Below are 11,870 nucleotides of genomic sequence, written 5' to 3' on the forward strand. Positions count from 1 at the left end.
TCTTATTTAAAAGTGACTTGAACATGCGTACGAATGCGATGGGTCATGTTTTTCACACTATTCATAATCATGTATAATAAGCATATCGTATTATTTTTTAAGGGAGGACAATTTATGAGTTGGTTACATATTGCGGTTCTCTTACCGCTGATATTTGCACTGCTCATTCCTATTTTGTATCGCTTCTATAAACGCATACATTTAGGATGGTTTGTGTTACCGATTCCTTTTGTGTTGTTTATATACTTTTTATCGTATATCAAACCTACTATGTCCGGACATTATACAGAACAGTCCGCTGCATGGATGCCACAAATCGGTATGAACTTTGACATTTATGTAGATGGGCTCAGCCTTTTATTCAGTTTATTAATAACAGGTATTGGTAGCCTAGTCGTACTCTATTCTATAAGTTATTTAAGTCAACAAGAGCAACTCGGTAACTTCTACTGTTACCTATTAATTTTTATGAGTGCGATGCTTGGTGTGGTTCTTTCAGATAACCTTTTAGTACTCTACTTCTTCTGGGAGCTCACATCATTCTCTAGTTTCTTACTCATCTCATTCTGGCGTCATAAAGAAAAATCACGCTACGGTGCGATGAAATCTATGATGATCACTGTTTTTGGTGGCTTATCACTACTCGGTGGTTTTATCTTACTTCATCAAGCTGCTGGTACATGGCGCATTCGAGAAATCATTGAAAACGTCTCAAGTATCCAATCATCGCCATTTTTCGTATTAGCGATGGTATTTATTATTCTTGGTGCGATGACAAAATCCGCACAGTTTCCATTTTACATTTGGTTACCTGATGCGATGGAAGCACCAACACCCGTCAGTGCGTATTTGCACTCAGCAACGATGGTTAAAGCAGGGATTTATTTAATCGCCCGTCTAACACCTATCTTTGCAGTATCACAAGGTTGGATTTGGACGGTCACAGCATTCGGTCTCGTTACCCTCTTCTGGGGTTCATTGAATGCAACGAAACAACAAGATTTAAAAGGAATTCTTGCCTTTTCAACTGTTTCTCAGCTCGGTATGATCATGTCGATGCTCGGTATCGGTGCGGTGAGTTATCATTTTGAAGGTGCGGAAAGTCAACTTTATCTTGCTGCATTCAGCGCGGCGATTTTCCACTTGATTAACCACGCAACGTTTAAAGGTGCGCTATTTATGATTACTGGTGCCGTTGACCATGCAACAGGAACACGTGATATTAAAAAATTAGGCGGTCTTATGACGATTATGCCGATTTCATTCACATTGTCGATTATTACCGCGTTAAGTATGGCTGGTGTTCCACCATTTAACGGTTTCTTATCGAAAGAGCAATTTTTAGAAGCTATGTTGACTGTAACAGAAGCAGGTATTTTCAGCTTAAATACTGTTGGCTTATTGTTACCTATCGTTGCGATTGTTGGTAGTATGTTTACGTTTGTTTATTCATTCAAATTCATCTCGGAAATCTTCCTTGGTGAATACAAACCAGATGCACTACCACATAAAGCGCACGAATCGTCAATCTTGATGAATATTTCGCCAACGATTTTAGCTATTTTAGTTATTGCAATCGGATTATTCCCTAGTCTTGTATCAGCACCATTTGTAGAGCCGGCAGCGAAAGCAATCGCAAATGTGGATACTGTTCATGCGGAATTCCATATGTGGCACGGTTTCACGCCAGCATTTTTTGCGACTTTAATCATTTATATTGTTGGTGCTGTGTTATTAGTAACTTTCAAATACTGGGTCCCGGTTTTACGCAAATTGCCAAAAGCTTTAACGTTAAACCACTGGTACGATCAAACAGGTCGTTACACGCCTTACTATGCGACACAAATTACACGCACGTACATGACAGGTTTTATTCGTAATAACTTAGTCATTATTTTCTCAATGATGATTTTAATTACATTCGTAACGTTGGTATTCGTACCATTTACGTTTGATTTTGTGAAAGTATCACCGGTTCGTCTGTACGAAATGATTTCTGTTATTACGATTATTGTCGCTGCAACAATGATTATGTTTGCACGTTCGCGTTTGTTCAGCATTATCATGTTAAGTGCAGTCGGTTATTCAATGGCGATCTTTTTCATTTTCTTCAACGCACCAGACTTAGCATTGACGCAATTCGTCGTTGAGACCATTTCAACAGCATTGTTCTTATTATGTTTCTATCATTTACCAAATATGAGTCGTTATAATGAAACAACTTCTTATAAAATTGGAAACATCATCGTTTCTATTGGTGTCGGTGCAGTAGTAACGATTCTCGGTTTAATTGCATACGGCAACCGTCATTTTGATTCGATTAGTAGTTTTTATAAAGAACATGTTTACGACTTAGCACAAGGTAAAAACATGGTTAACGTTATTTTAGTAGACTTCCGTGGTCTCGATACATTATTCGAGTCATCTGTACTCGGTATTGCAGGTATGGGTATTTACACGTTAATTAAATTACGTGCGAAACACAAAAATGGTTATGAAAGGGTGGAGAAGATTGAACAGGCAAAAAAATGATTTGATTTCGCAGTATTCAGCACTTATTATCTTTTTCCTTATCATGATGTTCGGCTTCTCACTCTTTCTAGCTGGACATTATACACCGGGTGGCGGCTTTATCGGTGGACTGCTCGTTTCGAGTTCACTCGTTATTATCGCAGTTGCATTTGATGTAAAGACGCTACGTAAAGTTTTTCCATGGGATTTCAAAAAACTCATTGGATTAGGCCTAACATTTTGTGTAAGTGCGCCAATGTTAAGTTGGACCTATGGTAAGAACTTTTTTACACATACGTCATTTGATATTCCGCTTCCACTATTAGCACCTATGCATTTGCATACGGCTGTTATATTCGATACAGGTGTATTGCTTGTCGTAGTCGGAACGGTATTGACGATAATTCTAACGATTGGAGAGAATGAGTAATGGAAATAGTATTGATTCTTGTTTGTGGCTTTTTAACTTCTATTAGCGTTTACCTCATTCTGTCTAAAAGTTTAATCAGAATTATTATTGGAACAGCTTTATTATCACATGCCGCAAACTTATTTATTTTAACAATGGGTGGATTAAAGACAGGGAATGTGCCGATTTATGAAGAAGGCGTGAGTAACTATGTCGATCCTATTCCACAAGCATTGATTTTAACAGCGATTGTTATTTCATTCGCCGTGACAGCATTCTTTTTAGTACTAGCATTTAGAAGCTATAAAGAGCTGGGCACAGATAACGTAGAACGTATGAAAGGGGTGCCACAAGAAGATGATGAATGAGAACTTACTCGTCATGGTACTTGTTGTGCCAGTGATTACAGCCATTTCTTTATTATTTATCGGTTTACGCCCTTTCATTAAACGCTACGTGGCGTTAACGGGTGCACTCGTGACACTGGGCTTTGCATTGCTGAATCTTTATAACGTATGGCAAGCAGGTCATCCAATTGTACTTGAACTCGGATCGTGGAAAGCACCTTACAGCATTGTGTTTGTCTTGGACTTATTCAGTGCATTACTCGTTACAACAAGTGTTATTATTACAATCTTGATTATTTTATTTTCATATCAGTCGATTGGGCTTCATCGTGAAACGTATTATTACTATTTCACAGTGATGTTCATGTTAACTGGTATCAATGGTGCCTTTATTACAGGCGATATTTTCAACTTATTCGTCTTTTTTGAAGTCTTTTTAATGGCATCATACGGTTTAATGGTGATTGGTGGTACAAAAATTCAGCTTCAAGAAAGTGTTAAATACTTACTTGTGAACGTCGTATCCTCTGCATTTTTCGTCATTGCAGTCGGTATTTTGTACTCCGTTGTTGGGACGTTAAACATGGCGGACATTAGTGTCAAACTTGATTCAGTGTATCAATCACATCCGGGTCTTGTCAGCATCGTCTTTATTTTGTTCATCTTTGTATTCGCAACAAAAGCCGGTGCATTCCCAATGTATGTATGGTTACCAGGCGCTTATTATGCACCGCCATTTGCGATTATCGCATTCTTCGGTGCATTGCTTACAAAAGTAGGTGTATACGCGATTGCACGTACGATGAGCTTGTTCTTCCATGATACGTTGACATTCTCGCATTACACGATTTTAGCACTTGCGCTACTGACAATTATTTTCGGTTGTGTCGGTGCTGTCGGCTTTAGAGATACAAAACGTATTATTTTATACAACATTATGATTGCAGTCGGCGTTATCTTAGTCGGTGTGGCAATGATGAACGAAACAGGTATTGTCGGTGCGATTTACTATACATTACACGACATGCTTGTGAAAGCAGCACTGTTCTTCCTCATTGGGATTATGTATAAAATTACAAAAACAACAGATTTACGTGACTTTGGTGGCTTGATCCATCACTATCCTGTGCTTGGTTGGACATACTTTATTGCGGCGTTAAGCTTAGCCGGGATTCCGCCATTCAGTGGTTTCTATGGTAAGTTATACATCGTTCAAGCAACATTTGAACGTGGCTTCTACGTGAGTGGGATTATCGTATTGCTTTCAAGCCTAGTCGTTCTGTATTCAGTTATTAACATTTTCTTAAACGGCTTTTTCGGTAAAAGTTATGGCTATGTCTTTAATCCACACTTACATCACAGAGGATTACTTGCCGTGTCTATCCTAGCTGTTGTTATTACTGTCGCATTCGGTTTATTCGCTGGAGAACTTTATCCAATCGTTGCTGAAGCTGCGAAGTCGTTCTATCAACCAGATAGTTATATTAATAGTGTATTGGAGGTGAAGTAATATGGCAGTACAAATCGTTGTAAACTTAGCACTTGCGATCTTTTGGTTATTTTTATCAGGCAGTTACACGATGAACTCTTTCGTTCTCGGCTACTTATTCGCTATGGGGCTTGTGTTCCTTATGCGTAAACTGTTACCTGGTCGCTTTTATGTTGTAACACTGTATAACGTTGTGAAACTTGTATTCGTTTTTATTTCAGAATTAATCAAAGCGAATATCGGCGTATTGCGTATTATTCTTCAACCTCAGATTAAAAATGAATCAGCATTCTTTGTATATGAAACAGACTTGAAATACAAATGGGAAGTTGCCCTACTTTCCAACCTCATCACTTTAACACCTGGTACGGTCGTGATTGGGGTCAATGACGACATGAAACGTTTATACATCCATTGCTTAGACTTCTCTACAAAAGAAGAAGAAGTCGCAGCAATTAAAGGGTCACTCGAAAAAGCTGTAAGAGAGGTCGGTGAATACGATGAACTATGATATCTTTATTATTATTGCACTCGTGATTGTCGTACTCTCCATTTTAGCAATTCTCGTACGCGTAATTATGGGACCATCTTTGCCTGACCGCGTTGTCGCATTAGATGCGATTGGGATACAACTGATGGCAGTCATCGGCTTGTTCTCTATTATTTTAGGCACACGTTATATGATTGTAACGATTCTTCTTATTGGGATTCTTGCCTTCCTAGGTACAGCCGTATTCGCTAAATTTATGGATAAAGGAGAGGTGATTGAACATGACAGAAACAATCGTGATTAGTATCGGCCTCATCCTTGTTATTACAGGTGCCTTATTTAGCGCACTTGCTGCTATCGGTATGTTGCGCTTAGACGATGTGTATTCACGTGCACATGCTGCCGGTAAAGCGGCGACACTCGGTACGATGTTATTGCTCACAGGTACATTTATTTACTTTATCGGTAAAGAAGGCTACGTAAACTTCCACCTATTGATTGGGATTGTGTTCGTATTTATTACCGGCCCTATCGCCAGTCACATGGTATTAAAAGCAGCCTACAACTTGAAAACACCTGCTTCTAAACGTTTAAAACTAGATGAAGTGAAAAAAGACCTTGATGGCACGAAGCTATAAGCACATTTATCAAAGCGTACAGTCAATGTGAGTTGATTGTGCGCTTTTTATTATGCACAAAAAAGCGGAACAGCCGTTAAGCCATTCCACTTAATTGTTGTTATTTATTTACGTGTTTTAATGAGCAATGTGCCACGCATCACACTAATTAATGCCCCTTTATCATCTGTGATACGAATATCCCATACGTGTGTTGTGCGCCCTTGATGTAAAATCGTTGCTTCAGCATACACATATCCATCTGTTGCTGACTTCATATGGTTCGTATTCATTTCTAAGCCGACAGGAATTTCTTTTGTTGTATCTACTAAATTGGCCGAACCGATTGAACATGCCGTTTCACCTAATGCCATGGTTGCCCCACCGTGTAAATAGCCAAACGGTTGTTTCACACGATCGCTTACGGGCATTGACATTTTAATGTAACCTGTACGTTGCGCTATAACTTGCATTTCTAACAGTTCTACTAAGTTTGTCATCATACTCCCTACTTTCACTCTGTATTATAATACAAGTGCTGCAATTGTCCCCATAATAATGAGCGGAATATTATAAAATACAAAGTTCGGGATACACGTGTCACGAATGTGATCGTGCTGACCGTCAATGTTCAAACCAGCTGTTGGTCCAAGTGTCGAATCACTGGCTGGTGATCCTGAATCGCCTAGCGCACTGGCTGTACCGATTAAGGCAATTAATGCCATAGTACTCAAACCGATTGATTCACCAAACGGGATAAATAGTGCAGAAATAATTGGAATCGTCGCAAATGATGATCCAATGCCTAATGTTACAATTAAACCAATCACATACATCAATACAACACTAATAAATTTGTTATCTCCTGCAATCGTTGTTAGACCTTCGACAAGCTTTTGAACGTCGCCTGTTTCATTCATAACACCTGCAAAACCATTGGCTGTTAAAATAACAACGCCAATGTACGCCATAATTTTAATACCGTCTACAAACTGGTCATCTAACTTACGCCATGCATAAGCACCGGATAAGAAAAAGACGAGCACCCCTGCTAATGCACCGAAAATCATCGAATCAATGACTGTTTGTACGATAAATGTCGCTAAAATCGCAATTACTGTTACAACGAGAACATATGGTTTTAATTCTGCTGTTTTGACTTCATTTGTTGTATCAATCGCTCTATATTCACGTGGCTTGCGATAATAGATCATTGCTAAAACAAGCCCGATGACATAACCACTTGCCGGAATCAACATAGCCTTCCAAATCATTGAGAATTCAATTGGGTGTTGTGCTTTTTCAAATCCCTTTTGAATGATCTCTTGGAAAATGTGACCGAAACCAAATGGTAACAGCACGTATGGGAAACAAAGCCCAAAGCCAATGATGATTGCGATAAGACGACGGTCCATTTTCAATTCATTAAATAAGCTGAGTAATGGTGGAATTACAATCGGAATAAACGCAATATGGACGGGTATTACGTTTTGACTCATCACGCTGAGCACTAATAAACTCAAGATGATAACACTTTTCACTTTAATACGAGACACTTTCGTATCTTCCGCACGAATTGCACGAATAACCTTTTGTACAAGATAATCTGTAATACCACTGTATGAGATCAGTGCTGCAAATCCTCCTAGTAATGCGTAACTCAATGCTACTTCTGCACCGTCTACGATATTAGAGGTAAACACCGAAATCGTTTTTTCTACTGATAGACCTGCAATAATGCCACCCATCAGCGCACTAATAAATAAACTAATGACAACGTTTAATCGACATAAACATAAAATAATCATTAGTAATACTGCAATTAATACTGCATTCATTCCGTCCGCTCCTTTAGTTCATTATCGAGTTAAAGTATTGTGTGTACAATATAACAAGTGTCTCTCATTTAGTCAACATGTTGTTTTAAAATTATGACAAATATTTTGAAAATATTTACACTATAAAAGAAAGAAAACAAAGAAACTTGTGCCTCCTTGTTTTCTAACGTATATCATTTACTGATGGTATTGTGTCATCATCCAATTCACGATTGTTGGAATCATATAACCCGTTGGTCCTTTTGGTCCTTTGTACGAAGACTTCGTTGTCGTTGCGGGACCTGCAATATCAACATGCAAATGTGGTGTTTCGCCACTAAAATGCGTGACGAATGCTGCTGCGAATAAGGCTTTACCATGTGCATTGACGTGATTCGTTAAATCCGCCACATCAGATGTTTTAATATTACGACGTTCTGTATCTGTAATTGGTAATTCATACACCGCTTCATCCACTTGTTGCGCTGTATCTAATAAACTTTGCAATAACTTGTGATCAACATTTTTATTGAAAATCGCTGCTTTATCTTCACCAAGTGCCACAATCGCTGCACCTGTTAATGTCGCAAAATCAATGATCAAGTTTGGTGCAAACTGATTTGCATAGTACGACGCATCAGCCAACACTAAGCGTCCTTCTGCATCCGTATTCGGAACTTCTACCGTTTCGCCACTTAATGCTGTAAACACATCATCAGGCTTCATTGCATTGTTCGCAATCATATTTTCTGCAGCCGCAATTACAGCAACCACGTTCACCTTTAAATGCAAGTTGGCAATAGCATCCACCATACCAATGACGTTCGCTGCCCCGCACATATCAAATTTCATCGTTGGCATGCCGGTTTTAGACTTAATGGAATAACCACCAGAATCATATGTAATCCCTTTGCCGACGAGTGCAATCATATTTTCTGTGTTGTCAGGATCGCCGTCGTATTTCAACGTAATCAAACGTGGTGGATTCACAGACCCTTTCCCCACTGCATGAATTAAGCCGAAACCTTCTTGTTGCAATGCTTTGTCATCTTTCACATCTACTTCAACCAATGTTTCTTCAAAATGCTGTTGGACTAATGTCGCTAAATAATTTGGCGTTAAAATATTAGGTGGCATATTGCCTAACGTACGCGCATAGTTAATCGCACGCCCTAATTTCTGCCCTGCTGCCACAGCATGTTCATATGCGTCACTGTCTTCTTGAGATGTCCATTCAATCTCCAATTCAAATGGCGCTTTTTTATCTGAACGATAATTATCAAATTCATACGTCGCTTGTTCTAATTGTAAACCCATCATTTGAAAAATCGCTGCTGCATCAATCGTCTTTGCAAGAAATGTCTTCGCATATAATTTAATATGTGTGAAGCGTTCACGTTGTAAATATTGAAATAGCGTTCCCCATATTTTTAAATAATCACGCTGTTGTCGCTGATTATGATTACCGAGACCGACAGTGACAACTGTATGGTGTTCATCGTTTAAAGTGACTGGTACGTGAGAGACTGCCCCAACATGTCCTTTAATAAATTTCTTTGTTTTTAATGTTTGGAGTGCTTCAAGTAACGCCTCATCAGCAATCGCCCCATCCACATACTGATTGAACTGATCCGGCACACCAATCACATGAATGATTGTTTGTTCTGTTTCTTTAACCATATCTTTCTTGCCCCTTTCATCACTATTGTCTTTATTGTAACAAATAATATAACTACGACTCTATATATGCGTATTTACAAAAACAGAGCACATACGTGATGTATGCACTCCATTTATGTGTAAGCGTCGCTCAACATGTGACACTAACTTATTTATACGTTATTAGAATTTACCTTTTTTGTAAGCTAAACCTAAACCACCAATTTTGAAAACAGCACGTGTGTCAACAACACGTTTCATAAATGCTGCTTTTTTACCAGTGATTTCACGACCAAATACAACACCTACACCATCATGACGACCTAAAGAACATACTGTACCACGGTCAGCATATGTGAAGTTTTCAGTTGGTTCACCTTTTAAGATATGTTTAATATTTGTTGCTGTTTTTTCACCTTGTTGCATTGCAAGTTGTGCAGTCGTTGGTAGTGGACGGTCAGCGCCTTCTGGGATGAATGCAGATACATCACCAATTACGAAAATATCATCGTAACCATCGATTGTTAAATCTTGTTTTGTAACGATACGACCACGTTTCACGCCTTCGAATGATTTTTCCATTAAGTGGCTACCACGTACACCTGCAGCCCAAACAACTGTATTCGCTTCTAATTGTTGTTCTTTGTCGTCAACTTTAACAACGAAACCTTTTTCGTTTGCCGCAACGATTGGTGTACCTACTTTGAACTCAACACCGCGTTCTTCTAAGTAGCTTACCGCGTGGTTTACCAACTCATCTGAGAACATTGGTAACATTTTTGGTGCTGCTTCAACACAAGTGATTTTCACTTTGCTTTGATCAACGCCATATTTATTTGCTAATTCAGGAATACGGTCTGTTAATTCACCTAAGAATTCAACACCTGTGAAGCCTGCGCCACCTACTAAGATGGCTAAATCTTTGTTATCTTTTGTTTTTGAAGCAGCATAGTTTGCAAATTTATCTTCAATATGACGAGAAATTTGACGTGCTGTATTTACATTTTCAATTTGGAAAGCATGTTCTTTCATACCTTCAATACCGAATGTTTCTGATTCAAAACCTAATCCAACAACTAAAATATCAAAGTCGAAAATACCATTTGTTGTTTCAACTTTTTTCGCATTGCGATCAATTTTAGTCACTTCAGCTTTTACAAATTTAACATGTTTTTTAAGAACACTTGCAATCGGATATAAAACATCCTCATAGTTCAATGTACCAGCTGACGCTTCGTGTAACCAAGTCGCCTCATAGTGGTAATCATTTTTGTTAATTAATGTAATTTGCGCATCTTCTTCTGAAAGTTGTTTTTGGAGTTTTGCAACAGTTTGCAAGCCTGCATATCCAGCACCTAAAACGAGTACTTTTTTACGTTCTGCCATTCTACTTCACCTGTTCCTTCATAATATTATTAATACATTTGATACTGTATACCCACATTTTTAAAACAGTACACAAATTGTCAAAAGTTAGTCACTTATTAGTTTATATTTTTTTATACGTGAATTCAAGCTTTCACGCAATTTCTTTCTTATTTAATAGCGATATTATATCGTATAAATCTATCAAAAAAGCATTTGATGTAAGCGCTTCAAAATCAAAAAAGGAATAACCAACCATTTGATCATTCCTAGACATCAATTTTAGCTTATATATTTCAATGATTAAGGGACCACTAACACTCTTCAGGTGTACCTGCAACTTTGTCAGTGCGGAAAGAACTACCACAACCACATGATGCGATGGCATTTGGATTATCGATTTGGAAACCGCCACCCATTAATGATTGTTTAAAGTCAATCGTTGTCCCGTTTAAAATTGGCGCATCTTCTGGATCAACGAGTACTTTTAAGCCGTAAAATTCAAGCACTTCATCTTGTTCGCCCGGCTCTGCTTCCGCCGTCATGCCGTAAGTAAGACCTGTACAACCCCCACCGTTGACTTTGACTTTCAAGTAACCGTCTGGCATATCATTTTGTTTCAACATATCTTTCACTTCATACGCTGCCGCTTCAGTTAATGTTACTGTAGACATTTGAAATCCTCCTTAAAATAACCACGTTTCTTCTATATGTGCATAAATATTTTGTAACAATTCATCAGATGTATTACCTTCTACAAGGTCGCCATTGACGAGTGCATAGAGCCCTGAACTGCAGACACCACAATTTTGCAAACATCCATAGTCTAATACATCAACATTTGGATCTTTATCTAGTATTTCAAATACTGCTTGTGAACCTCTCGCTAAATTTGAAATACAAAACTCGACAATCGGATTCATCTTACACCTTCTTTAAATTTAATGATGTCATTATAGCAAAGTTTATACCAACGTGCTATGTTACGGCTCATAACGACTTGGGGATCAGCTCCTGTTTCACATGTTGTAAAATTACCGTCAATGTCTGCCTTCCTATCATTGTAAGCCCTTCAAAAAAAGTCTATAATTAAATATGAACAATTATCAAACTTTTATGTTATTCAGAGTGATTTTTTGTATATATAAAGGGGCATTGAATATGTA

General features: G+C 38.3%; 13 protein-coding genes. 7 read left to right on the forward strand and 6 right to left on the reverse strand.

Features of this window, described 5'->3' with window-relative positions; all coding sequences use genetic code 11:
- Window positions 1–114 precede the first annotated feature (114 nt).
- The 7 genes from TP70_RS06730 to TP70_RS06760 are packed head-to-tail and all read left to right on the forward strand — an operon-like array spanning window position 115 to window position 5,884.
- Window positions 115–2,532: a Na+/H+ antiporter subunit A gene (locus tag TP70_RS06730; RefSeq protein ID WP_044360520.1), complete on the forward strand. Its 2,418-nt coding sequence runs from the start codon at window positions 115–117 to the stop codon at window positions 2,530–2,532.
- On the forward strand, window positions 2,495–2,941 hold the full coding sequence (locus tag TP70_RS06735; RefSeq protein ID WP_103369460.1) for a Na(+)/H(+) antiporter subunit B: 447 nt from the start codon (window positions 2,495–2,497) through the stop codon (window positions 2,939–2,941). The genes TP70_RS06730 and TP70_RS06735 overlap by 38 nt, the downstream gene beginning before the upstream one ends.
- On the forward strand, window positions 2,941–3,288 hold the full coding sequence (mnhC1, locus tag TP70_RS06740; protein ID WP_044360522.1) for a Na+/H+ antiporter Mnh1 subunit C: 348 nt from the start codon (window positions 2,941–2,943) through the stop codon (window positions 3,286–3,288). The genes TP70_RS06735 and mnhC1 overlap by 1 nt, the downstream gene beginning before the upstream one ends.
- Window positions 3,278–4,777, forward strand: a complete 1,500-nt coding sequence (locus TP70_RS06745; RefSeq protein ID WP_044360523.1) for a Na+/H+ antiporter subunit D — start codon at window positions 3,278–3,280, stop codon at window positions 4,775–4,777. The genes mnhC1 and TP70_RS06745 overlap by 11 nt, the downstream gene beginning before the upstream one ends.
- A 1-nt stretch (window position 4,778) precedes the next feature.
- Window positions 4,779–5,267, forward strand: a complete 489-nt coding sequence (locus TP70_RS06750; protein ID WP_044360524.1) for a Na+/H+ antiporter subunit E — start codon at window positions 4,779–4,781, stop codon at window positions 5,265–5,267.
- Complete coding sequence (locus TP70_RS06755; protein ID WP_044360525.1) at window positions 5,257–5,550, forward strand: Na(+)/H(+) antiporter subunit F1; 294 nt, start codon at window positions 5,257–5,259, stop codon at window positions 5,548–5,550. Before TP70_RS06750 ends, TP70_RS06755 begins: the two co-directional genes overlap by 11 nt.
- A complete protein-coding gene (locus TP70_RS06760; protein WP_044360526.1) occupies window positions 5,528–5,884 on the forward strand; it encodes a Na+/H+ antiporter subunit G1 in 357 nt (118 codons plus the stop codon). Before TP70_RS06755 ends, TP70_RS06760 begins: the two co-directional genes overlap by 23 nt.
- 104 nt (window positions 5,885–5,988) lie before the next feature.
- Here TP70_RS06760 and TP70_RS06765 read toward each other — a convergent pair whose 3' ends face one another.
- From TP70_RS06765 to TP70_RS06790, 6 genes are all read right to left on the reverse strand, one after another.
- Window positions 5,989–6,363: a PaaI family thioesterase gene (locus TP70_RS06765; protein ID WP_044360528.1), complete on the reverse strand. Its 375-nt coding sequence runs from the start codon at window positions 6,361–6,363 to the stop codon at window positions 5,989–5,991.
- A gap of 24 nt (window positions 6,364–6,387) precedes the next feature.
- The gene (locus TP70_RS06770) at window positions 6,388–7,701 is read right to left on the reverse strand and encodes a Na+/H+ antiporter family protein (RefSeq protein ID WP_044360530.1); all 1,314 of its coding nucleotides are present in this window, start codon (window positions 7,699–7,701) and stop codon (window positions 6,388–6,390) included.
- Window positions 7,702–7,878: 177 nt separating this feature from the next.
- Window positions 7,879–9,360 carry a leucyl aminopeptidase gene (locus TP70_RS06775; RefSeq protein WP_044360531.1) on the reverse strand — a complete coding sequence of 494 codons (1,482 nt, stop codon included), beginning with the start codon at window positions 9,358–9,360 and terminating at the stop codon, window positions 7,879–7,881.
- Between the two features lie 162 nt (window positions 9,361–9,522).
- Window positions 9,523–10,725 carry an NAD(P)/FAD-dependent oxidoreductase gene (locus TP70_RS06780; protein WP_044360532.1) on the reverse strand — a complete coding sequence of 401 codons (1,203 nt, stop codon included), beginning with the start codon at window positions 10,723–10,725 and terminating at the stop codon, window positions 9,523–9,525.
- A gap of 293 nt (window positions 10,726–11,018) precedes the next feature.
- Window positions 11,019–11,378, reverse strand: coding sequence for a HesB/IscA family protein (locus TP70_RS06785; protein WP_044360533.1), 360 nt, complete (start codon window positions 11,376–11,378; stop codon window positions 11,019–11,021).
- 12 nt (window positions 11,379–11,390) lie between these two features.
- A complete protein-coding gene (locus TP70_RS06790) occupies window positions 11,391–11,627 on the reverse strand; it encodes a YuzB family protein (protein WP_044360534.1) in 237 nt (78 codons plus the stop codon).
- Window positions 11,628–11,870 lie beyond the last annotated feature (243 nt).

It is taken from the genome of Staphylococcus microti, assembly GCF_000934465.1.
Lineage (GTDB): Bacteria > Bacillota > Bacilli > Staphylococcales > Staphylococcaceae > Staphylococcus > Staphylococcus microti.

Bases quoted from the DNA above. Each gene is read 5' to 3' on its own strand.
- TP70_RS06790 (WP_044360534.1), bottom strand. From the start codon at position 11,627: ATGAATCCGATTGTCGAGTTTTGTATTTCAAATTTAGCGAGAGGTTCA.
- TP70_RS06745 (WP_044360523.1), top strand. From the start codon at position 3,278: ATGATGAATGAGAACTTACTCGTCATGGTACTTGTTGTGCCAGTGATT.
- TP70_RS06785 (WP_044360533.1), bottom strand. From the start codon at position 11,378: ATGTCTACAGTAACATTAACTGAAGCGGCAGCGTATGAAGTGAAAGAT.
- TP70_RS06750 (WP_044360524.1), top strand. From the start codon at position 4,779: ATGGCAGTACAAATCGTTGTAAACTTAGCACTTGCGATCTTTTGGTTA.
- TP70_RS06775 (WP_044360531.1), bottom strand. From the start codon at position 9,360: ATGGTTAAAGAAACAGAACAAACAATCATTCATGTGATTGGTGTGCCG.
- TP70_RS06760 (WP_044360526.1), top strand. From the start codon at position 5,528: ATGACAGAAACAATCGTGATTAGTATCGGCCTCATCCTTGTTATTACA.
- TP70_RS06765 (WP_044360528.1), bottom strand. From the start codon at position 6,363: ATGACAAACTTAGTAGAACTGTTAGAAATGCAAGTTATAGCGCAACGT.
- TP70_RS06780 (WP_044360532.1), bottom strand. From the start codon at position 10,725: ATGGCAGAACGTAAAAAAGTACTCGTTTTAGGTGCTGGATATGCAGGC.
- TP70_RS06735 (WP_103369460.1), top strand. From the start codon at position 2,495: ATGAAAGGGTGGAGAAGATTGAACAGGCAAAAAAATGATTTGATTTCG.
- TP70_RS06770 (WP_044360530.1), bottom strand. From the start codon at position 7,701: ATGAATGCAGTATTAATTGCAGTATTACTAATGATTATTTTATGTTTA.
- TP70_RS06730 (WP_044360520.1), top strand. From the start codon at position 115: ATGAGTTGGTTACATATTGCGGTTCTCTTACCGCTGATATTTGCACTG.
- TP70_RS06755 (WP_044360525.1), top strand. From the start codon at position 5,257: ATGAACTATGATATCTTTATTATTATTGCACTCGTGATTGTCGTACTC.
- mnhC1 (WP_044360522.1), top strand. From the start codon at position 2,941: ATGGAAATAGTATTGATTCTTGTTTGTGGCTTTTTAACTTCTATTAGC.